The organism is Streptococcus humanilactis (assembly GCF_019448275.1).
GTDB lineage: Bacteria > Bacillota > Bacilli > Lactobacillales > Streptococcaceae > Streptococcus > Streptococcus humanilactis.
Genome location: NZ_JAHXBZ010000001.1, coordinates 572,162 through 595,281 on the forward strand (window position 1 = coordinate 572,162; position 23,120 = coordinate 595,281).

A 23,120-nucleotide genomic window follows, 5' to 3' on the forward strand; every position below is an offset into this window, starting at 1 on the left:
TGACGCGGGTTATAGTTTCAAAAATAATTTCAATTTACCTGACTAGCAATCTGTAGGAGTGCCTTTTCAAAAAGGAAACCTTTTTCATAAAGACCTGTCTTAATCTGATAGTCTGTCTCAATCAAATAAGAAATAGCTTGCTTCAAAAAGCTCAAGGAAAGTCCTCGTGCATCTCTCAGCGCAAACTTGATTTGATAGGGATTAGGATTTCGTCCGAGAAAACTACCTAAACTACTTGCAATCTGAGATTCTGTTTGCCCAGACTCTGATAAAATCTTCACCTGAATAAAAGTCCTAAATTGTCCCAGCATGACTGCAATCAACTTGATTTCGTCTTCACCTTGCAAGGTCAAGTCTCTAACCAAGTCGCGCGCCTGGTCCATCTTTTTAGTCAAAATAAACTGAGTTAAATCAAAAATATTGTCCTGCAAGGTCTTGGGAATAGCATTGATAATATCTTCTTCCTCAATAATAGAATTCGCCTTATAGGACTGTAAAAAGAGCAAATTTTTCTGGATTTCGCTAAATTGAAAACCAGATTTGACGAGAAGATTTTCAAAGGATTGCCCCACAAACTGCAGACCTTGTTTCTGGCTCCACTTTTGGAAATACTGGCGCAATTCTTGTTCTTTTGTTTCTACTGCATCAAAGACCTTGGCATCACGCTTAAGTAATTTTACCAGCCGTCTTTTACTATCCAGTTTTCCTTCTGCAAAGATTAACAACTTGGTTGTTGGTGAAGGGTTATCAAGGTATTCTTCGAACGACTTGAGCTCATCATCTGTTAAAAAGCGCTTTTTAGCAGTCGTGATATCGACAAAATGATCCAATATCACGATTTTCTCATCCGCAAAGAAAGGAAGGCTGACTAACTCCAGTTCCACATCCTTGTAAACTACTTCTTTCATATCAAAGTAGGCAAAGTTGAGGGCAGCAGAATCATAGCCAATCTGTTTCAATACTTGACTCTTCATCACTTCAAACTGACCCTGATCTATGCCTGTAAACAGGCTCAGGCTCGGTAAATTTGATAAAGTCAACTTCTGGCTTTCTTCAATAGCTAGCATCTTCTCTCCTTTTCTTCTGATTTTTTAATGAATTTAATCAATATAGCGCAATTTCCCACGGAAATCTTCTAAGCTTTCGTACCCTTTTTCCGCCATGATTGCTTTCAGTTCATTAGTAATGCGGTCAAAAGCGCCAACTCCTTCTTTGTGAAGGGTGGTTCCCACCTGCACCATACTCGCTCCACAGAGGATATGTTCAAAGGCATCACGACCAGTCAGAACTCCTCCTGTTCCGATGATTTGGATTTGAGGGTTTAAGCGTTGGTAGAAAGCATGAACATTAGCAAGAGCAGTCGGTTTGATGTACTCTCCACCAATGCCACCGAAACCATTTTTAGGACGAATAACGACAGACTCATCTTCTATATATAGGCCGTTTCCGATTGAGTTGACGCAGTTGACAAACTTGAGCGGATACTTGTTGAAAATAACTGCCGCTTGGTCAAAGTGAACAATATCAAAATATGGTGGCAATTTAATTCCAAGAGGTTTGGTGAAGTAGGCAAACACCTCTGCCAAAATCCGGTCTGTTGTCTCAAAATCATAGGCAATCTGAGGTTTTCCTGGAACATTTGGACAGGAGAGGTTTAGCTCAGTCAGACCACGAAAATCACTCTCTTGGACTTTTTTCAAGATAGTATGGGTTTCCTCTGGAGACATGCCGACTAGAGATAGGAAGAAAGTTCGGTTTGGCTCTTTTTCTTGCAAATCCAAAAGATAATCCAAATAATAGTCTAAGCCATTATTCGGCAAGCCCATAGAGTTGATGGAACCAAGTGGAACATCTTGATAACGTGGCTCAGGATTTCCCTGACGAAAGTCCAAAGTCGCTGTCTTTGTGACAAAGGTTCCTGCCACTGAGTTTTTAACCCCTTCCAGCTCCTCTATCGTCATACAAGCCACACCTGCTGCATTCATCAAACAATTGTCAAACTCAAAACCAGCAATTTGCGTTTTTGTTGATACCATTTTTGATCCTCCAGATTCCTTTTATTGCTAATATTATACCATATTTTCAGATTTTCTCTTTGAGAAAGATATTTACAAGAAAAAGGTTCGTTTTTTATCTACTTTCAAAAAGTCTCAAAACTAAATTGATAGAATTTTTAGAAAATTTTTGTTTTTCTCTTTACAGTTAAAAAAATTTCTGCTATAATGACACACATAATTAAATTAGAATTTAAGGAGAACGACATGACATCTGCTAAAGAATATATCCAAAGCGTGTTTGAAACTGTGAAAGCTCGTAACGGGCACGAGGCTGAATTCCTCCAAGCTGTTGAAGAATTTTTCAACACTTTAGAACCTGTATTTGAAAAACACCCTGAGTATATCGAAGAAAATATCTTGGCACGTATCACTGAGCCAGAACGCGTGATTTCTTTCCGTGTTCCTTGGGTTGACCGTGATGGAAACATTCAAGTAAACCGTGGTTACCGTGTTCAATTCAACTCAGCTGTTGGGCCATACAAAGGCGGACTTCGTTTCCACCCAACTGTTAACCAAGGGATTTTGAAATTCCTCGGATTTGAACAAATCTTCAAAAACGTCTTGACTGGACTTCCTATCGGTGGAGGTAAAGGTGGATCAGACTTCGATCCTAAAGGTAAAACAGATGCTGAAGTGATGCGCTTCTGCCAAAGCTTCATGACTGAATTGCAAAAACACATCGGACCATCACTTGACGTACCTGCTGGTGATATCGGTGTTGGTGGACGTGAGATTGGTTACCTTTACGGTCAATACAAACGCCTTAACCAATTTGATGCTGGTGTCTTGACTGGTAAACCTCTTGGATTTGGTGGTAGCTTGATTCGTCCAGAAGCAACTGGTTATGGTTTGGTTTACTACACTGAAGAAATGCTTAAAGCTAACGGTAATAGCTTTGCTGGTAAGAAAGTGGTTATTTCAGGTTCTGGTAACGTTGCTCAATACGCTCTTCAAAAAGCAACTGAACTTGGTGCAACTGTTATCTCTGTATCTGACTCAAATGGTTATGTCATCGATGAAAATGGTATCGACTTCGATCTTTTGGTTGATGTTAAAGAAAAACGTCGCGCTCGTTTGACTGAGTATGCTGCTGAAAAAGCAACTGCAACATATCACGAAGGTTCTGTATGGACTTACGCTGGAAACTATGACATTGCGCTTCCATGTGCGACTCAAAACGAAATCAACGGTGAAGCAGCTAAACGTTTGGTTGCTCAAGGCGTTATCTGTGTATCTGAAGGTGCCAACATGCCAAGCGACCTTGATGCCATCAAAGTCTACAAAGAAAATGGTATCTTCTACGGACCTGCAAAAGCTGCCAACGCTGGTGGTGTAGCCGTTTCAGCTCTTGAAATGAGCCAAAATAGCCTTCGCCTCTCATGGACTCGTGAAGAAGTTGATGGACGTCTCAAAGACATTATGACAAACATCTTTAACACAGCTAAAACGACTTCAGAAACATACGGTCTTGATAAAGACTACCTTGCAGGAGCTAACATTGCTGCCTTTGAAAATGTAGCAAACGCTATGATTGCCCAAGGTATTGTTTAAGATTTATTTGCTCAATCCTCAATCACTACGATTGGGGATTTTTTTGTTGAATCCAAAAAACTCACCATTAACAGTGAGTTTTAACATCAGAATTTATTTTACTTTCATTAGGGCAGATGACAAACACTCAACAATCTCATCAACTGTTTCATCGATGTTTATAGTTCCTTCATCATTCAACATCATGGGAATAAGATAAGAAAAACTCAATGCTAAAATGTATCGAACAATTCTTTCATTTGACCAATTTAGAATAAGTCCTTTTTCTTTAAATTGATTTAAAACAGGGCTAATTGGTTCTATTATAGATTGAACAATAATATTTCCTAACTGGATAGAAAGATTTTTATCAATAAAAGAACGCCCCAAGAGAATTTTAACATGCATTTGATTCTTCTGAATGAAAAAGAGCCTATCTCGAACAATACTTTTTAAAAAGAAGGGAAAAGTTTCTTGATCTACTGTGAATTTTTTTTCTGAGAAATCCGCAATTACTTCTGGAATAACCTGTTCTAGAAAAGTAGATAAAATGGCTTCTAAAATACCTTCCTTTGTTTTAAAGTAACTAAAAACAGTTCCTTCTGACACTCCAGCGCGTTCGGCAATAAGGCTGGACGTTGTATTTTCAAATCCCATTTCTGAAAATAATTTTAAGCTTGATAATAATACTCGACGTTGTTTCAAGCTCAAGTTGCTAACTTCTAACGTCTGAGCATACTTTTGTTCTAAACTTTCCATCGCTAGCACCTCTCTTCTACTCTCTTACTTTTACTACTTTTTTGCCTCGACTGTGTCCCATTTTCAGACTACGATAGGCTTCTCTAACTGACTTTAGAGAAAAGTCATACACTTGATCAATTTTCAGCTGAACCTTCCCGTCTGAAACCATTTCAGCTAAAGTGCTAAAATCATCATATGTGGAATGTCTCGGACCAGTAAACTGAGCACCTTTTATCATGACATAGGGCGAAGGTACTAATGTCCCAATAGCTGTCCCCTTCAAGCCTAAACTAAAAGCCAATCTAACATAATCAGATCCATAACAATCCAAAAATTTTGTAATAGGCGTTGGACTAGCTGATAGAAGCGCCTTCTTGATATTCTCTTCGTAACTTACTGGTATGGCACCTAAAGACTTTAGATACTCTGCATTTTTCTTACTTGCTATTCCAATCACTGTCGCCCCCTTAGCAACTGCATACTGTACTGCAATACTTCCAATACCTCCTGCTGCAGCTGAAATAACAACAGTATCTCTTGAATTTAAACCAATTCTTCTAAAAGCCCCACCCACAGTTAGAGCAGCTACTCCCATAGTAGCTGCGTGAGTCATGTCGATCATCTCTGGTTTCAATACAATTTCTGATTCATTGACACAAATTTCTGTTGCTAAAGCTCCCCTCTTAGTTCCCAAACCAGGATCACTAATCATTGTTCCAAACACCTTATCTCCTACTGAAAACCTAGTTACTTCATTTCCAACTTCTGTAATAACTCCAGAAAAATCTCTCCCCACACCTCTTGGAAATAAAGATGATTTAGACTCAAACCAACGACTTGGTTTCCTTAATTTCGTTATAAAAGATAGAAATCGAAGGGGTTTCGCTCCCTCAAAAGTTTTATAATCAATAGGATTTAAACCAACAGCATGAACTTCTACTCTCACCTGATTTACATCCAAGTCTGTAGAGTCGATCTTCAGCAAATCCAAGACCTCTTCGTTACCGAAACGACTGTACTCTATTGCTTCAACAACCATTTTCTTTACTCCTTAATTTCACAAAAATTGAGTGAACACTCATTTTTATAAATTATACTCTTAATTTGTAAGAAAATCAATATTATCGTTTGATAACGATTTATGACATGATACAAATATCCATCATTTCGATTTACCAATATGATTCTTTCAATCTAACTCTCCTCACTTTTAAAGCTTCCTTTCCCTTTTTTGCCCCCGGGCACATAAAAATAAAAACCGCTACTCCTAAGAATAGCGGTTTAATCATGTTTTTAAGCTACTAATGTAGTTGCTCTATTATTTAAATAAAATGAAGTGTTATGAATAACTTCAATATCTTTAAAGCTTTTTGTTAGATTTATAATTTCAACTATAGCCATCTCTTCTCCTTAGTTTACAGCAAAAAAATATGCTTAATTTTTATTGTTTTTGTAAACAATCAGCGAACCCAATACTATTCCATTCAACAAACCTAAAGAAATACCATATTCAACTGGAAAATCTAAAAAAATTGCAAACACTATTCCAATCATCACCCCTAGTGAGGCTGCTATTGAAATTACATATTCATTTTCTTTCTTCATTTTCTTTACACCTCATTTCCTTTTTGTATATAAGCTGTAGTACTCTCCACCAAGAGCCATTAAGTACTTATGATTTCCTGACTCAACAATCTTACCACCTATCATTACAAAAATAATATCCGCATCCTTAATCGTTGACTATCTATGAGCTACAATTATTTGAGTACAGCCCTGACTTTTTATATACTTTGTTATTCTTTCCTCATTAATAGTATCTAATGCACTAGTTGCTTCATCTAAAATTATAATACTTGGATAATTTATTAATGCACGTGCCAGTGCTATCCGTTGACTTTGACCACCTGAAATATTTGAACCCATCTCTGAGATGATAGTATTAAATTTCATCGGCATAGCCATGATTTCATCATAGATTTGAACTACTTTACAAACTTCCTCTATCTTTTGTGAAGTAACTTCGTGCTTTAAAGTTATATTATCAAGAATACTTCTGTTCAATAAAAATGAATCCTGTGGAACTACTCCTAAATTTTGACTTAATATTTTTTTATCTATTTGATTAATATTTACACCATCAAATAAAACTTTTCCTGTATCAATCTTATATAATCCTGATGGTATTTTTGATAACGTACTTTTTCCTGACCCCGGTTGACCGACTAGTGCAATTCTCTGTCCTGACTCAATAGTCAAATTTAAATTTTCTATTACAGGAGCTGACTCTTTGGAATAAGAGAAAGATAGGTCCTTAATATCTATTCTACTTCAAACGTTTCTAAACTATACTCCGGAAAATAATTTAACCAATAATTAACCATACTATCTTTCATCGTATCCTCCAACCAGTACTAAGAGTCTGGGACAAAAGTCTAACCTTAAATATAAAAAGCGAACAAAACGAGTTATCTGACACTCAAAATTCTGTCTTGTTCGCTTTTTTGTCTAATCTATCGATTTTTAAAATTTATAATAAAGAATTCCTAAAATCAAAATCTTTTTGTCCCAGACTCTTAGGTGTACACCTAAACATTTTATCCACCGACAATAATAATATCCATTACCAACAATAAAATTAGGGAATTTTTTAAAATTTTCTTCATATTTAGACTTCCTTTCAGTTTTTATTTATTGTACAATAAATAAAAATCAATTACTTTTTTGTTGGGAAAACGGGAAAATTATGAAATCAAAACTTGGCATCACACTCAGAAAAGTTCGTAAAGGAAAACAAATCAGTTTATGTTCTGTTGCTGACGAGCATCTTTCTAAATCTCAAATATCTCGATTCGAACGGGGAGAATCAGAAATATCTTGTATTAGGCTTATCAATATTTTAGACAAGTTGCACGTTACCCTAGATGAGTTTCTTATTTTACACGATGATGACTACACCAATAGTGAATCATTTGCTAACCTAGTTCAATATATTCGTAAACAATACTCCACAAAAAATTTTGATAGTATTATTGAATTACTATCAAACTCTTCAAGTTATAACTTGGGTCCTTATGAAAAGACAATGGTAAAATCGATTCTCTATACAACAAATAAAAATTTTCTCCCCTCGGATGAGGAGTTATTACAGCTAACAGATTATCTTTTTAAAGTTGAAAACTGGGGTTACTATGAAATTATCCTATTAGGTAACTGTGTAAGAACAATTAAATATAACTCCTTTTTCCTATTAACTATAGAAATGTTAAAAAATTATCTCTATTCAACTTTAAATAAGACAAATAAACGGCTTGTTACACAATTGGCAATCAATTGCCTAATTGTTAGTATTGATAAAGAAGAATTTCAAAATTGTAGTTTTCTAATCAAAGAAATAAAAAAATTACTAAATAATGAATTAAACTATTATGAACAAACCGTCTTCTTATATACATGTGGATACTTTGAATTTAAGTGCAATCTTGCGAACGGAATCGAAAAGATGAAACAAGCACTTCAGGTATTTGAAATTCTAGGAGAACATAATATAAAAGCACAGTACCAAGAGCACTATGACAAATATATTAATCAATAGCATAAAGATAGTTAATCTTTAACCACCATAGGATTAGTTCTTGTTATTCCAATAGTATTTCTATACTAAATTTTTTATCAAAATCCTTATCATTCAGTACTTTTACAAACATTTCTAAATTTTTTATTAAGCTCTCATACTCATAAAGATAATGATCTAGCTCCTCTTGAAACGCTCTTATTTCTTCGCTTACTTGTTCTACTGTAATTGATTCTGGCAAATTTAATTTTGAAAAGTCATATCTTGCAAGCTTTCGACTGCTCACATCCTCACTCTTCAAATTGATAAGCACTTCCGCCATCTTATTTAAGTTGGCAATTTTTTCATTAATTTGATTTTGTTTTATATCTATCTCTGCTATTTCTTTTACTAACTCGTCTTTAATGTCTTGGTATTTCTTATCTGCTTCAGTTAATTCAATGAAGAGGTTAATCTCAGTAATCTTTTTCTGTAGACTCTTAACTGTAGGTCTTCTGTATGGTATTACTCGACTATCGTTGGTTAGCTGTCTTATCAATGTTCGTCCTTTGACATACTGATTCTTATCCGAATGTTCTTTGTTATATACAAAGTATGAGGTTGTCTCACGTATAAAGATTTTATATTTTTTCTGATTCTCTTCTTCCAGGATATCTAATTGATAATTGGGAATGAAAATGAGACCACTCTGCTTAATACCAAAAGACACTTTGATATAAATGCCCTCATCAACTAGCTTCTCTATTTGCTTCTCTGCAAGTTCCACTTCAAATTCACGAACGGTATCTCGTTTTTCCGTAAATGTCTCAAAGGCTTCCTCAATCTCTTCAGTGGATACTTTATCCTTATCTCGTTCTTCTTGGAATGCATGGTACTGTTCCTTTAAATTCTCTAATCCTTCTGAAGCAACGACTTCCTTATTTTTAAAATAATCTTGAAAAAATTTGACGTCATATAATTTCTTATCACTTATTTTTTGATGACCCAAACTTATCTTTTGATTCTCTTCTTCCAGGATAAAAGTTACATTTTTTTGTTTTAAGTCAATGGTTAGATTCAATTCTTTGGCTTTTGTTATTAAATCTTCTAAAGAATTGACACGGTTCAACAAAAATTCTAAACGACTTTCAATCTCTTGCTTAGCAAAATGCATTCTAAATAATTCTTCATCATATAGATCTCGTTTGCTGAGTTGGCGTCCTCGAATTGGTTTTGTCATTGCTCGATCCGTCATCATGAATCGACTATGCTTTTGACTAAAATCAATCTGAACATGCAACTGCTTTGCTTTCTCTAAAAAATCATCAAACGATTTAGATTGCTGCAACAAAAAATAAAGACGTTGTTTCAATTCAAATTTATGACTAGACTGCCTATATTTTTGATAGTCACGGTAAGAAAAACTCTTCTCGATAATTTTCGCCCCAGCCACTTTAGAAATACGGTCTGAAATCATACGGAGGTTTCGTTCCAAGGCATAGTTCCATATCAACTTTTTATCTGAATTGCGGTCAATAGCGTTGATTATGATGTGATTATGAACATGATCTTTGTCTGTATGAGTTGCTACGATAAACTTAAAACGACCTCCTGTCAATTCCATCATGGTCTCATAACCAATGCGGTTAATTTCTTCAGGTGTCAGATTATCTTCAGGAGAAAATGATTGAATGAGGTGATGAGCATGAATAGTTTGTTGGTGTTTTTCTTGTCGGTCGTTTCTGGATTCGTACAACTTGTCATTATTGGTGAAGTTGACATTGTACATCTCTACCATTTCTGCATGACTAGGGAAGTCCAAGTAATTGCTCATGCCAAAATCAGATACCAATTTCAAATTGTCCGTTTTATCAGGGTTGAGAATATACTTAATTAAACGCCTACGATATTTTTTTCCGTGCGTCGCAAAGTGTTTAGTAACTACCATGAAACTCCTTCAGTCTTTTCACCTCCACTTGAAATTCTTTGTCCACTTCCTTAATTAATTCTCCGACTCCTTTAATCAATTCTTGTAATTGGTCCTGAGAAATCAGATGGCTTTGATTAATCGCACGCGCAATTTGATTTATGTTATTTCCAATCCGTCTCAATTCAAAAACTAACTGGTCATAAGTATCAGTGTTAATCATGACAAATGACATATTGGGATTAAGTAAAACTTTTCTGGCATAGACTGAGAAATTTTGACAATTGCTCTTAGCAATCCGTTCATTCAATTGGTGTAATTCTGGATCAGTTAGAAATACTTTTTTGAGATTAGTACGATAGCGATAAACCATTACATCCTCCTAACCCATATATTTTTCACGGAACTCACGACTGAGTGGCTGCACTTGATTCACTTCTGCAATCAATTCTTGAACGCAAGTCAATAAGATTGAGACGTGCTCTTGCGTCACTTGATGATTTTCTCTTGCGATAACCAGAACTTTATACACATCTCGACTAATCTGTTCAAACTTTTGAGACTGCCAAAGGGAGAACCAACTTTCAAAAATTCTATCCTGATAATTCTTTTTCAATAAATTCTGACGAAGAAATTCTGAGAAACTATCCATTTTTTGTTCCCTCATCATTTCTTTTATCTGTTTTTCTTCTTGTCTCGTGATTCTAAATTGCTTTCTGATTGACTTAATTTCTTGTCCCATTCTGATATCCCTTCAACATTCTACTTGTCTGACAGTGTAAGTCTACCTCACATTGTCAGTACGCTTCCTAAAGACCTCACTTGCTTCTTGTTCGGTCTTTGCGAGCTCAGATATTGTGTCCACAATATCCCAAAAATCATATCTCTTGCCATTTCAAACCTTACGGTTCAAAAAACAAACGATATGAAAATCTGGTGGCTAGCCCCCAGATTCCCAGGTAAAATTCTTAGTTGTATTTTTAAAAGTTGAGAAAAGTATAGCTGAAGAAACTTGGAGAAGTTATCACAGGAGAATGATGGGTTGAAAAAAGAGCCTCGTGGCTCTATACAAAGGTAGATGAAATTGTTAGTTAGTATCATGTGTATGACTCTATCTAATAAGTCTAATATATTATTCAACGCGATTGTTTAATCATATTTTTTATTGCATCATCAATATCAAACACTGTTTGTTGACCATCAATCCATCTGTCCCAAAAATCGATTGTAGAGCTTTTAGGTTCTTCTTTAGGTTTATCTAATAAAATTTTAGTTGGTAACTTTATAGCATCACCAATTACAATACATTCGCCAACATCAAGGTTAGGTAGGGTCTCAACTAACCCAACTAATGAATCGGTCAACATTGTCGCTACTGCTGTTTTATCTCTATCATTTGTTATTTTCAACGAAATAATATTATTACATTGGGATATTATAGTTGAATTTAATTCCGCCGGTCTTTGAGAAACAACAACTAAGGAAACTCCATACTTACGCCCTTCTTTGGAAATTTTTTCAAAAATTTCTAAAGATTTTTTCTCAACAGCTTTTAGCTTAGTTATATCTCTTGGTATATATAAATGTGCTTCATCGCAAATAAATGCTAATGGATGTCTTGTTTCATTTCTTTTAGGAGTCATCCAAAATTGTACATCATATACTAATCTTGTTACAATACCAATTACAATTGATAACATATCTGATGGTATTTCAGATAAATCAATTACTTTAATATGTTTATCTCTTCCCATTATTTCAGAAATAAATCTATTTAAGTAATTAGAATCTGAAGTATGCTGTTCATTAAATACAAAGCCATATTTTTTATCGTCCATTTTTGTTTGCAATCTTGTAATCAGATTAGTCAACTTGCCATAATATTGTCCTTGCCTTGTTTTTTCTTGCCCCTTCTTATCACCTGACTTATACGTTTCGCCAGTTCTGTCTTCTTTAATATTTTCATTTTCTAAATATTCTTTTAACTCTTTTGTTGAAAACGGTATTGGAGTATCAACTGTAACAATATCCGAAGAAAAATTAGCTTTACTTTCTATATATTCCTTCTTTTTACTAAGAATATGTTTGACTACTATAGCTCTTTGATTAGAAGAAGTGCCCTCAGACGATTCAATAAATAAAGAATGTATTTCTTCATAATTGAAAAACCATAGTGGAATTTGTAAATCAGTTGCTGCATCACCAATTTTTATTTGCTTTGCATAAGACAACTCATTGTACTCTCCATGTAAATCAAAGATAATAATATTTGAATAGTCTAATCCATTAGTTTTCTCTAAGATATTAGCGACTGAAAATGATTTACCACTCCCCGTACTTCCAACAATTGCTGCATGTCTCTGGAAAAATTTATTTCCATCTAAAATTGCTTCAACAGACTGATTGCTAGCATATTTCCCAATATTTAATTCTTTTCCATGACTTTGATTATTAGTCAAGGAATTCATTATCATATATAGCGCATCGTCATCAGCTAGAAAAACTGGGCTATTTATCTCTGGATAAGTATTCACTGCCCTTTTAAAAATATTATTCTGAGTTGGAGAAATTTTGCTATAAAATGTCCCTACTAAGGTTATACTACAAAAATTATAAGAATACTCCAATAAGGAATCCTCATCAATTTCAGTACCATTAAAATCAATACTTTTCTTACTAACCTTAGTCACAATACCAATTAATTTCTCATCAGCATTATTACCTGAAAGAATAGCCAAATCATTTATCTTTAGTTTATTTAACAACTCTTCCTTTTTTACATTAACTATAACTTTTTGCGTATCAACATTTTGTACATTTCCAATTTCTTGAGTTAAGTACTGCTGTATATTTGCCATTTTTCACCTCATAATTGTCCTATAAATAGCTCTACAAATTCTTCTAAATCCCACAAATTCTTATCTATTTTGTACTGTTTACCTTTATAAACCATAAATGAGAGATTCGTTGTATTGTGCGTTCTCCCTATAACATTTTTATAAAACAAGGTCCAATTCTTATTACATACAGCCCTATTTATAACTTCTTCCTTTATATCCATAGTCAACACAATCACATCTTTGCTTGTGTTTTCAAAAACAGTATCAAATTGCTTATCATTGAAACCATATCCATAAATAAAAATAGCATGACTACTCTCATTATCTGTAATAACACTATTAAAAATCTCACGATGCTCTCTTAGTAGATTATGAGTCATCCCATATTGAAATTTCATACTGCCAGGAGCAATGATTTCAATACAATTACTATTCTTATCTAGATAACAGTAATCATTAGTTTGATAGGTAATGCCAGCTCGATTTATCCAATTGATAGATCCATGGGGTTTGAAAATTCTTAATATTGCTGTTGATTTTTTATAGTATTTGTAAGGATCTCTCAGTAACTCTGAATCAAATTTTTGAAATAGATTACCTTTAAATCCTAAAGTTGTAGTTAAATTTAATTTATCTGCAATAGTCTCAATAATTAAGTCATAGTTTGGTGTCATTATATCAATAATCTTTTTATTAACACTCACTGTCTTGTGGAGATAATTTAGTAATTTTTCAAATCCAGATGAATTCTTCAAAATATTCTCTCTCACAGCATAGTCAGATTCTAAAATAAATTTACCAGTAATTTCACGGATTTTTTCTACAAAATCATTTTTTGTATTTGAAATTGTTAAAAGAGCTGCTTCAAGTCCATGATTCCTTACCATAGACTGACACTCTCCCCAATACTTTTTATATTCAACGTTTTTATCTGAAGAGAAATTTTTATCTAGTTCATCAGCCAACTTACCCATACCAGGGACACCCATTACTATAGATAAACCCGTACCAATAATAAATTTTGGAAAATTTGCAGTTGATAAATAACGATTTTTTATATCAGAAAATATTTCTTTAAATTCTGTATCAGCAATATTAATTTCAAGCATGTACTGTTTCCACCCTTACGTATTATTTTTTACACATTGTTCTTTCATTTGTTCTTTCCCCACCTGCAACATCTCCTTCTCTACCTGACTCCACTCTCCAAACAGTAACTCATGAAGAACAGCTACTGCTGATATTTCATCATCTCTAGAATCGTAAACACAGGTCCTATCTCGTTGATAGATTTGGATTTGTTCAAAGATACCTAATTGCTCCAGCTGGTGGGTATTCTCAACTAGATTGTTCACTATCAGATCATGATGTTCTTTTGGAGTTGCGCGTGCTTGATTTGGATTGATGGCGTACAGTTCTTCATAACGGATAAGAGTACTTAGATAGGACAATTCAGGCTTTGTCGCAATTAAGGCTAATTGTACCTCATATCCCTTATTTTTCAAGAGTTGTACTGTTTTCTTTGGAACGTCAACTGTTCGTAAAGTTCCCTCGATCAAAAGATTGTATCCCAAATGACTCAATTCTCTTACTAAAGACTCTACCATTTTACTTGCAAAATCTTTGGTGTATTCTACACTGTCTTTGCCATATTCTTGCTGCAGTTCTAAATAGTGTGGATGCTGAGAACGAAAACTATCGCCATCTATGATAACAATATTTCCTTGAAATTCTTTCTGTTTAATACGATGAATTGTAGTCTTACCAGCACCACTTTGCCCTCCAAGCAAAATCGCTATAGGTTGCTTACTGGACTTTTTTCCTCTTGTCAGTGAGCGAATGTTCCGCGCTAGACCATGTTTGAACTCACTATCAGTATAATCTTGGATTTCCACTAGGCTACCATCCGTTTTTCAGATATCTCTAACATACGTTCAATTCCATCCAAATAGCCGCTATATCTCTCTATTTCATCAAAAGTTTCAACTAGATAGATATTCGTATGAATCAAATCAGAAAGATCATCACTCATTAAAATCCAAGGATTAGATTCATCATCAATGCTAATTCCCTGACTATCTTGATAGCGATAGAGTCGAGATAATAGATTAGCACCTCTTTCTTTCACAATTTCAATCTTTAAAGTCAGTTCATAATCTTCAACAGGATTGAACATTTTATCTTCTCCTACAATATCGACATAAGATACATTAAATTTCTGACAAATGATGTCAATTAATTCCGTAGAGACTGAACTAGTTCCATTTTCATAACGACTCAAGCTATTTCGAGAAATTCCTATAATTCTTGCAAATTCGGGTTGTGTTAAGTCATGTGTTTTACGTAAGGACTTTATGTTCTTTCCAATCATGGCAAACTCCTTTATTTTTATAAATCCATTATAGCATAAAAAAGCAAAACGCACCAAAAATGGTGCGTTGTTTCTTGTTTTTCTAGCCTAAACTTTACTTCTATAAAAGCCACCTAAAGTGTTATTCCTTTTCAGGTGGCTTTTCTCAAAATACTATACATTAAAATACTCTTGTTTAATTTTTATAAGCAGATTGTTAGCAACAGAGGTTACACCAACATGCATCAGTTCAGGATCAGAATAATCCAGATTGCGAGCATAGCCTTCTGCAACAATCTGAGCAATACGCTCATCCAATTTATAATTGGAGGCTTTTAATAGTGCACAAAATAATTCTGAACTATACAGTTTAATATTATTTTCCAATGATACTACTGCCATTTTTGTAACTCCTCCCCTGTTTTTGATTGATAAACCTTCTCTATTTTCATTATATCACAAAAAGATTGGTTGTGAATGGATAATTATTTAAAAGAATAGAGGTTTCTAAACTCAGCAAGCATTTCTTCTTTTGTAATTTCATTCTGACGAAAACGAGCTAAAGCTTGGGTTGGATTGTCATCAGTCTGAACACCATAGATAAAATCAAAATGGTGTTGTAATTCATCTGGATTTTCCCGATTTTGAACGACAAGTGGCAATGATAGTCACGGTTCTTAAAAATTTCTACAAAATTTGAAATACGAAATTCTACTATAATTAGAATCTATACATAGCTTACTTCTGGTCATTTAAAACGAACCCTGTTCTCCAAAATAATTTTATTAAAAAGAAAAACCCTGCCAAATCAATTTTTGGTAGGGTTTTTGGTAGGAAACTAAATTAATTTATCAGTTTCTAAAATGTGTTCACGATTCTAAAAGGCTGATACTATAGTATTCCGAATTCTAATTGGTATATGCCTCTTATTTAAGAGTAACTGAAGCTCCAGCTTCTTCCAATTTAGCTTTGATTTCTTCAGCTTCTGCAGTTGCAACGCCTTCTTTAACAAGTGCTGGTGCACCGTCAACAAGTTCTTTAGCTTCTTTAAGTCCAAGACCTGTGATTTCACGTACAACTTTGATAACGCCAACTTTTTTGTCGCCTGCAGATGTCAATTCAACGTCGAATGAATCTTTAGCAGCACCAGCGTCAGCAGCACCAGCTGCAGCAACAGCTACAGGAGCAGCTGCAGTTACACCAAATTCTTCTTCGATAGCTTTTACAAGGTCGTTCAATTCAAGGATTGAAGCTTCTTTAATTTCAGCAATAATGTTTTCAATGTTCAATGCCATTGTTATTTCCTCCAAATATGTTTTAAATTTATAATAGATTTTCGTAGCTAGGCTACGCTGCGTAGCTTAAGATTAAGCTGCGTCTTCTTTGCTTTCTGCAACCGCTTTGACTGCAAGAGCAACGTTGCGCACTGGCGCTTGAAGTACAGAAAGGAGCATAGAAAGAAGTCCTTCGCGGTTTGGAAGAGTTGCAAGTGCAAGAATCTCTTCTTTAGATGCGACAGCGCCTTCGATTGCACCACCTTTGATTTCAAGTGCTTCAGCGTTTTTAGAAAAGTCGTTCAAGATTTTCGCTGGTGCGATAACATCTTCATTAGAAAATGCTACTGCAGATGGTCCAACGAATACAGATGCAAGATCTTCAAGACCAGCTTTTTCAGCTGCACGACGCAAGATTGAGTTTTTAATGACTTTATACTCAACTTCGCTTCCACGAAGCTCACGACGAAGAACTGTGTCTTGCTCAACTGTCAAACCACGAGCGTCTACAACGACGATAGATGCAGCAGCTTTCATTTTTTCAGCTACTACGTCAACTAGTTCCGCTTTTTTAGCAATAATTGCTTCACTCATTAGTGTGTTCACCTCCGTTATTATTTTGCTTGGGGAATTTTTCCAAAAGAAAAACGCGCCCAAACCTAGACACGAAAGTACAATACGCTTCTTTTTACATGATACGTTTTGTCCTCGGTAGGATATTTATGAGTCGAGCTCCCCTACTGTCTTAGGCAGTTTTTTCAAACCGTATATAAGTATAGCATAGTCAAAAAAAGAATGCAAGATTTTTGCAAACTTTTTTAAAATTTTTTCGTGATTTTTCTTTTAAAGTTCTACTGTCAGGACTTGACCTTGCTTAACAACTTGTTCTCCGGCAATATAGACATCATCAACATCACTAGATTTAACAGCATAAACTAGGTGAGAGAGCATATTTTCCTGAGGTTGGAGATGGATTTTCCCCTCTTGTTGAATGACCAGAAAATCTGCCTGTTTACCTACTTCTAGGCTTCCTATCTGATTTTCCATCCCTAGAACTTTAGCCCCTTCGATTGTTAGTGCCTTGAGGGCTGTTTCGATAGGGAATTGGCTGGCATCCCCACTTTTCATCTTCTGAAGAAGGGCTGCAGTCCGTCCTTCCTCAAACATATCTAGATTGTTATTGGAAGCAACCGAATCTGTCGCAATTCCGACTGCTACTCCTGCTTTTTGCAGTTGGATGATGGGAGCAATCCCTGATGCCAGTTTGAGGTTACTGATAGGGTTGTGAGCAATAGACACTTGAGAAGTTGCCAAACGTTCAATTTCTCGCTCGTTTAATTCTACCCCATGAGCAAAGACAGACGGATGATCTAAATAGCCCAGTTCTTCTAGAAAGGCGAGGGGACGTTTGCCGTATCGTTTCAGGATAATGCCTGACTCCTCCTTGGTCTCCGCCACGTGGATATGGATTGGAATAGCAAGCTCTTTTGCCATGTCTATGCTTTCTTCCAGCAAGTCTCTATCACAGCTGTAGGGAGAATGTGGGGCTACCATAACCTTGAAATTTGGATTTTTATATCCAATAATTTCTTCAATGATTGCTCGTGTTCTGCTTATGGTCTCATCAGTTGTCTCCGCCTCAGAAGAAAAGAGGGTAGGTGAGAAATAACAACGCATCTTGGAATCTTTCACTGCCTGATAAATCTGCTCAATATCCACACCATTGGGATTATACATATCATTAAAGGTTGTTGTTCCTGACTGGAGCATCTCTGTCAGAGCTTCTTTGACCGCCTTAGTAGTCATGTCGGGAGTAAATCCTGCTTCTGCAGGCCAGATATAGTCATTGAGCCATTCATGGAGATTGCTATCATCTCGAATTCCTCTCAGACCTGTCATTGCAGAATGGGTATGGCAATTGACCAATCCAGGCATAATCCAGGCTCCCTGATAGTCTATAAACTGCTCAGCTTGCTCTAAAATCTCTGACTTCTCTTGACCAACATAGACGATTTGAGAATCCTTAACTGCTAAGATTCCATCCAAATGAACATGGAAATCTTTGTCACAAGTCACGATATTTACATGCTGAAAGACTTTCATTGTTTTTCTCCTTCTAAGGCCTTGATTTTTTCTAGCTATTGTAACAAAAAAGTCACCCGAAGGCAACTTTTTTTGTCCATAAGATTTCAAAGTAGAAAGGATTATTCAGAACTGAAAGCCGCAGCTTGCTGCATTTGGTAATACTTACCCTTTCGAGCAATGAGTTCCTGATGGTTACCATATTCAACAATGTCGCCATCCACCAAGACTAGAATCATATCCACATCCTGAATGGTTGACAAGCGGTGGGCAATGATAAAGCTTGTACGCCCCTTCATGAGTTTTGCAAAGGCATCCTGAACCAATACTTCTGTCCGTGTATCAATGGAGGAAGTCGCCTCGTCTAAGATAAGAATCTTTGGAATAGCCAGAAAGATTCGGGCAATAGTCAAAAGCTGGGCCTGACCAACAGAGAGAGATTCTCCAGCATTTTCCAACCTGGTATCGTAACCCTGCGGCAACTGTTGGATGAAAAAGTCGGCATTGGCTGCTTTGGCAGCAGCAATCACCTGCTCCCGACTGGCATCAGGGTTTCCAAAGGAAATATTGTCATGAATGGTTCCTTGCTTGAGCCAGGTTTCTTGTAGAACCATTCCAAACTGCTGTCTCAATGATGCTCGGGTATAGTCGTAAATGGATTGGTTGTCTAGCAAGATATCTCCCGAGTTAATAGGATAAAAACGCATGAGGAGATTGATAAGAGTTGACTTACCAGCACCTGTCGGACCAACGATGGCTACCTTACTACCAGCTGGGATATCGATAGACAAGTCCTTAATCAAGATCTTTTCTGGATGGTAGCCAAAAGAGACCTGTTTAAAGGAAATGGCTCCCTTGACTTGGTCACTGGTCAAGACTTCCTTACCTGTTTCAGCTACCTCAGGACTTTCTAAGACAGCATAGACGCGCTCTGCACAAGCCAGAGCACTTTGCAACTCAGCTAGAACTGAAGAAATATCGTTAAAGGGCTTGGTGTACTGTTGGACGTAATTCAAAAAAGTCACTAAACGACCGATGGTCAAGGTTGAACCCATCATGATACGATAAGCTCCTACTCCAGCTAAAAGCGCATAAATGAGCGCATTGACAAAGCGAGTCGAAGGATTAACCGTTGATGAATAAAAGATGGCTGACTGAGAATACGCTGAGTAATTGTTATTCGCCTCATGCAGTCTTTGGATAAACTCTGTTTGAGCATTAAAGGACTGGATAATGGTCTGCTGGCTCAACGATTCTTCAATCAACTGAGTCTGAATTCCCCTCGTCTCTGTTTGCTTTTGGAAGAGATGATAGGAGCGTTTAGCAATAAAGCGTGAAATCACCATAGACAGTGGCGTCAACAGCAAGACCAAAAGAGTCATGAGGAGATGAATTTGAATCATGGCTAGAATGCTGACTAAAATCATCAAGACACCAATGAAAAATTGGTTAAAAATCATGGTCAAACCAGCTGATAACTGTTCTATATCCGTAGTTACACGACTAACCATCTCTCCACTTCCTTGTCGATCCACAAAGGCAATCGGTAAACGATGGAGCTTATGGATGATTTGCTCTCGCAAGTCTCTGGTATAAGAGAAGATTAGGCGATTATAGAGAAGAGGATTGACCCACTGTACAAGGGTATTTCCTATGACCACCAAGATCATTTGGAGAAAAATCTGCCAAAAAAATGGTGAAGAACCAGCCACCAGGACTTGGTCAATGACCTGCCCAATCAAGATAGGAAGATAAATTGATAAGCCTACCTGGGCAATAGTTCCTAGAAAGGCTAGGAAAAGGAGGAAGGGATGGCTTGCTAAATCTTTGACCAAACGTGTGAGTGTTTGATTTGCAGTTTCTCGTCTCATGCTAGTCCTCCTTTCCATGTTGGGATGCATTGATTTCACGATAGACTTGACTAGTCTTCATCAAGTCCTCATGCTTGCCGATAGCTAGGAGCTCTCCTTTTTCTAAGAGGAGAATCTGGTCAGCCATCTGGAGTGTCGAAGTCCGTTGAGAAATCAAGATTAAGCTCGTATTTGGCAGATTTTCTCGAATAGCTCTCAAGAGCTTGGACTCGGTAATGGTGTCGAGGGCCGAAGTTGCATCATCTAAGATGAGAAACGGAGCTTGGCGCAGGACTGCGCGGGCGATAGACAACCTTTGTTTTTGACCGCCCGAGAAATTTCGCCCTCCTTCCTCAACTAGGGCATCCAAGAGTCCTTCCTTTTCACTGACAAAATCCTTAGCTTGCGCGATTTCCAAGGCTTGCCAGAGTTCTTGATCAGTCACTTCTTGATTTAAACCCAAAGTTAAGTTGGAACGAATAGTTCCCTTAAAGAGTTTTACTTTTTGGGGCACATAGGCAATCCAAGACCGCCACTCCTCCAAATTACGAGGACTACGTCCATCTCGATAAAGGTCAATGCTTCCCTTGTCTGCTGGATAAAGTCCAAGGATGAGTTGCACCAAACTTGATTTACCAGAACCCGTTCCCCCAATAATACCAAGGATTTGCCCTTGCTTCATATCAAAGGAAATATCTCTCAGAGAAGGCTGGGCCGCATCAGGATAGGTAAAGGTCAGTTCTTGAACTTGTAAAACCTGATCACTGGTAGCTTGCTTTTGATCTAATTCTGAATGGATATCTTCTGGAGCCTCAGCAAAAACTTCCTCGATTCGCTTGGCTGAGATGTAGGACTGGTTGAGGGAATTGATCAGCATGGCGAGCTTGACCAATTCCACCAAGATCTGCAAGAGGTAGTTGATAAGGGCAATAAGAGCACCTTGACTGAGTAAACCTCCTTGAATTGAAATATAGCCTTGCCAGATAATGACGAGGAGAGTTCCATTGACAATCAGATAGGTCAGAGGTGTTAATAAACTAGACCAGAAACCTGTCTTTTCTTGTAATCTAGCATAAACTTGGTTAAGGGTTTGAAAAATCTGTAACTCTCGTTTTTCTTGACCAAAAGCACGGATAACTCGCATCCCTTGTAATTGCTGGCGTGTTTCCTGAACTAGTTGGTCCGTTTTCTTTCTCAGACTACTGTAGAGAGGATTGACTAGTCGAGAGAGCCCTACAATGACAATGGTCAAAATGGCAACCATGACTAAAAACCAGAAAGTCAGCTCAGCTGAGATTCGATAAGCCATAAAGATAGCCCCAAAAACGATAATAGGCGCTCGCAAAAAGAGACGCAGGAATTGATTGATACCAGTCTGAATCTGGTAAGTGTCCGAAGTCAAGCGAGTCACCAAACTAGAAGTGGTCAGACGGTCTCTGCTGTCCTTGGGCAAGGAAAGAATATGGCGATAGAGCTCACCTGTCAATTCTTTGGCAAATCCAACCGCAGCCTTAGCTGAGTAGAACTGGGCTATTAAGGCCACTACAACACCAATTACTGCAAAGATAAGGAGCAAACCAATCTGCATCCAGAGATGACCTTGATTTTTCTGGGGCAAGGATTGATCAACAATCCCAGCAATCACCATGGGAACCAAGAGCTCAAACACAGCTTCTAGTAGCTTGAACAAAGGTGCTAAAATCGATTCCTTGAAATAGGGTTTAAAGTAAGATAATAGGTGTTTCATAAATCCCTTCTATTCGTATTCTAGAAATCAAGAAAGTGGGAAGTACCCACCCTCTCTGTTTTATTTGTTTAAGTATGGCAGTAGATAGCCATATCCTGCTTTTTCCATCTCATCCTTGGCCACAAAACGCAAGGAAGCAGAATTGATACAGTAACGGAGGCCACCAAACTCACGCGGTCCATCTGTGAAAACATGACCCAAGTGAGCATTTCCTGACCGAGAACGAACCTCAATTCGCTCCATTCCATGGCTGAGATCCTTGTAATAATGAATCAATTCCTTGGAAATCGGACGGCTAAAACTTGGCCAACCACAACCTGAGGCAAACTTATCCTTGGCAAAAAAGAGTGGCTCACCCGTCGTGATGTCTACATAAATTCCCTCTTCAAAGGTTTGATCATAGACATTGGTAAATGGAGCCTCTGTAGCAGCTTCTTGGGTGACACGATAGGACTCTTCAGTTAAGCTTTCCTTTAACACTTCTTGACTAGGCTTTTCATAGTTAGAGGCATCAATCAATGGCTTATCAGCATCGGTCACATCGATATGACAGTAACCTGAAGGATTTTTCTTGAGATAGTCTTGGTGGTAATCTTCAGCTAAAATATAGTGGCGAAGTTTTTCCACCTCTACTGCAATCTTTCGCCCAAGCATACGCTCCTGCTCCTGCACCACTGTGTAGATAGCTGGCAAGTCTGCTTCGTCCTGGTAATAAATCCCAGTTCGATATTGGCGACCACGGTCATTCCCTTGTTGATTGATGGATAAAGGGTCGATGACACGGAAATAATAAAGTAAAATCTCTCTGAGTGACACTGCCTTCTCATCATAAATTACCTGAACCGTTTCTGCATGGTCTGTTTCCTTGAGCAGCTGGTAATTGGTCGTTTCGACTTGACCATTAGCGTAGCCAACACTGGTTGCTAGCACTCCAGAAATACGTGAAAAATACTCCTCTAAACCCCAAAAACAACCACCTGCTAAATATATTTCTGCCATCTTCGTTTCTCCTTTATCAAGTTTTTAACTAATACTCTTCGAAAATCTCTTCAAACCACGTCAGCTTACATCTGCAACCTCAAAATAGTATTTTGAGCTAACTTCGTCAGTTCTATTCACAACCTCAAAACACTGTTTTGAGCTGACTTCGTCAGTCTTATCTACAACCT

The 23,120-nt window shown here is 36.9% G+C and carries 23 protein-coding genes and 1 other annotated feature; of the genes, 2 read left to right on the forward strand and 21 right to left on the reverse strand.

Annotated features, from left to right (window positions below; all coding sequences use genetic code 11):
• Nucleotides 1-29: 29 nt before the first annotated feature.
• Together holA and KV696_RS02705 are read right to left on the reverse strand one after the other, a co-directional pair.
• Nucleotides 30-1,067 (reverse strand): DNA polymerase III subunit delta, encoded by a 1,038-nt coding sequence (holA, locus tag KV696_RS02700; RefSeq protein WP_219966778.1) that lies wholly within the window; start codon nt 1,065-1,067, stop codon nt 30-32.
• 33 nt (nt 1,068-1,100) lie between these two features.
• A complete protein-coding gene (locus KV696_RS02705; RefSeq protein WP_219966779.1) occupies nt 1,101-2,036 on the reverse strand; it encodes a dihydroorotate oxidase in 936 nt (311 codons plus the stop codon).
• Between the two features lie 225 nt (nt 2,037-2,261).
• Between KV696_RS02705 and gdhA the strand changes: the two genes are divergently transcribed.
• On the forward strand, nt 2,262-3,608 hold the full coding sequence (gdhA, locus tag KV696_RS02710; RefSeq protein WP_070842577.1) for an NADP-specific glutamate dehydrogenase: 1,347 nt from the start codon (nt 2,262-2,264) through the stop codon (nt 3,606-3,608).
• Between the two features lie 93 nt (nt 3,609-3,701).
• On the opposite strand, the gene KV696_RS02715 is transcribed toward gdhA, so the two are convergent.
• The 4 genes from KV696_RS02715 to KV696_RS02735 form a co-directional block, all read right to left on the reverse strand.
• Nucleotides 3,702-4,346: a TetR/AcrR family transcriptional regulator gene (locus KV696_RS02715; protein ID WP_219966780.1), complete on the reverse strand. Its 645-nt coding sequence runs from the start codon at nt 4,344-4,346 to the stop codon at nt 3,702-3,704.
• Nucleotides 4,347-4,362: 16 nt separating this feature from the next.
• Nucleotides 4,363-5,367 (reverse strand): NADP-dependent oxidoreductase, encoded by a 1,005-nt coding sequence (locus KV696_RS02720; RefSeq protein ID WP_219966781.1) that lies wholly within the window; start codon nt 5,365-5,367, stop codon nt 4,363-4,365.
• Nucleotides 5,368-5,762: 395 nt separating this feature from the next.
• Complete coding sequence (locus KV696_RS02730; RefSeq protein WP_219966782.1) at nt 5,763-5,933, reverse strand: hypothetical protein; 171 nt, start codon at nt 5,931-5,933, stop codon at nt 5,763-5,765.
• A 138-nt stretch (nt 5,934-6,071) separates the two neighbouring features.
• Entirely contained in the window at nt 6,072-6,587 is a 516-nt protein-coding gene (locus KV696_RS02735; protein ID WP_219966783.1) for an ATP-binding cassette domain-containing protein, read from the reverse strand.
• A 487-nt stretch (nt 6,588-7,074) separates the two neighbouring features.
• Between KV696_RS02735 and KV696_RS02740 the strand changes: the two genes are divergently transcribed.
• The gene (locus KV696_RS02740) at nt 7,075-7,923 is read left to right on the forward strand and encodes a helix-turn-helix domain-containing protein (protein ID WP_219966784.1); all 849 of its coding nucleotides are present in this window, start codon (nt 7,075-7,077) and stop codon (nt 7,921-7,923) included.
• Nucleotides 7,924-7,966: 43 nt separating this feature from the next.
• Here KV696_RS02740 and KV696_RS02745 read toward each other — a convergent pair whose 3' ends face one another.
• The 15 genes from KV696_RS02745 to msrB form a co-directional block, all read right to left on the reverse strand.
• Nucleotides 7,967-9,829, reverse strand: a complete 1,863-nt coding sequence (locus tag KV696_RS02745) for an SAG1250 family conjugative relaxase (RefSeq protein WP_219966785.1) — start codon at nt 9,827-9,829, stop codon at nt 7,967-7,969.
• Nucleotides 9,816-10,181, reverse strand: coding sequence for a MobC family plasmid mobilization relaxosome protein (locus KV696_RS02750; RefSeq protein WP_219966786.1), 366 nt, complete (start codon nt 10,179-10,181; stop codon nt 9,816-9,818). The genes KV696_RS02745 and KV696_RS02750 overlap by 14 nt, the downstream gene beginning before the upstream one ends.
• Nucleotides 10,182-10,190: 9 nt before the next feature.
• A complete protein-coding gene (locus tag KV696_RS02755) occupies nt 10,191-10,550 on the reverse strand; it encodes an SAG1252 family conjugative relaxosome accessory protein (RefSeq protein ID WP_000529546.1) in 360 nt (119 codons plus the stop codon).
• Nucleotides 10,551-10,944: 394 nt separating this feature from the next.
• Nucleotides 10,945-12,666 (reverse strand): ATP-binding protein, encoded by a 1,722-nt coding sequence (locus KV696_RS02760; protein WP_219966787.1) that lies wholly within the window; start codon nt 12,664-12,666, stop codon nt 10,945-10,947.
• An 8-nt stretch (nt 12,667-12,674) separates the two neighbouring features.
• Nucleotides 12,675-13,757: an SIR2 family protein gene (locus KV696_RS02765; protein WP_219966788.1), complete on the reverse strand. Its 1,083-nt coding sequence runs from the start codon at nt 13,755-13,757 to the stop codon at nt 12,675-12,677.
• 15 nt (nt 13,758-13,772) lie between these two features.
• Entirely contained in the window at nt 13,773-14,543 is a 771-nt protein-coding gene (gene pezT / locus KV696_RS02770) for a type II toxin-antitoxin system toxin PezT (RefSeq protein ID WP_219966789.1), read from the reverse strand.
• Nucleotides 14,543-15,019, reverse strand: a complete 477-nt coding sequence (gene pezA / locus KV696_RS02775; RefSeq protein ID WP_025173761.1) for a type II toxin-antitoxin system antitoxin PezA — start codon at nt 15,017-15,019, stop codon at nt 14,543-14,545. Before pezA ends, pezT begins: the two co-directional genes overlap by 1 nt.
• Before the next feature lie 153 nt (nt 15,020-15,172).
• Nucleotides 15,173-15,400, reverse strand: coding sequence for a hypothetical protein (locus KV696_RS02780; protein ID WP_219966790.1), 228 nt, complete (start codon nt 15,398-15,400; stop codon nt 15,173-15,175).
• 83 nt (nt 15,401-15,483) lie between these two features.
• On the reverse strand, nt 15,484-15,660 hold the full coding sequence (locus tag KV696_RS09985; RefSeq protein WP_258318543.1) for a hypothetical protein: 177 nt from the start codon (nt 15,658-15,660) through the stop codon (nt 15,484-15,486).
• A 264-nt stretch (nt 15,661-15,924) separates the two neighbouring features.
• A complete protein-coding gene (gene rplL / locus KV696_RS02790; protein ID WP_001196965.1) occupies nt 15,925-16,293 on the reverse strand; it encodes a 50S ribosomal protein L7/L12 in 369 nt (122 codons plus the stop codon).
• A gap of 72 nt (nt 16,294-16,365) precedes the next feature.
• Nucleotides 16,366-16,866 carry a 50S ribosomal protein L10 gene (gene rplJ, locus KV696_RS02795; protein WP_001287278.1) on the reverse strand — a complete coding sequence of 167 codons (501 nt, stop codon included), beginning with the start codon at nt 16,864-16,866 and terminating at the stop codon, nt 16,366-16,368.
• A 38-nt stretch (nt 16,867-16,904) separates the two neighbouring features.
• Nucleotides 16,905-17,040, reverse strand: a sequence feature (ribosomal protein L10 leader region).
• A 75-nt stretch (nt 17,041-17,115) separates the two neighbouring features.
• On the reverse strand, nt 17,116-18,375 hold the full coding sequence (locus KV696_RS02800; protein ID WP_219966791.1) for a TRZ/ATZ family protein: 1,260 nt from the start codon (nt 18,373-18,375) through the stop codon (nt 17,116-17,118).
• 101 nt (nt 18,376-18,476) lie between these two features.
• Nucleotides 18,477-20,225 (reverse strand): ABC transporter ATP-binding protein, encoded by a 1,749-nt coding sequence (locus KV696_RS02805; RefSeq protein ID WP_219966792.1) that lies wholly within the window; start codon nt 20,223-20,225, stop codon nt 18,477-18,479.
• A gap of 1 nt (nt 20,226) precedes the next feature.
• Nucleotides 20,227-21,951 (reverse strand): ABC transporter ATP-binding protein, encoded by a 1,725-nt coding sequence (locus KV696_RS02810; RefSeq protein ID WP_219966793.1) that lies wholly within the window; start codon nt 21,949-21,951, stop codon nt 20,227-20,229.
• Between the two features lie 60 nt (nt 21,952-22,011).
• Complete coding sequence (gene msrB, locus KV696_RS02815; protein ID WP_219966794.1) at nt 22,012-22,950, reverse strand: peptide-methionine (R)-S-oxide reductase MsrB; 939 nt, start codon at nt 22,948-22,950, stop codon at nt 22,012-22,014.
• Nucleotides 22,951-23,120 lie beyond the last annotated feature (170 nt).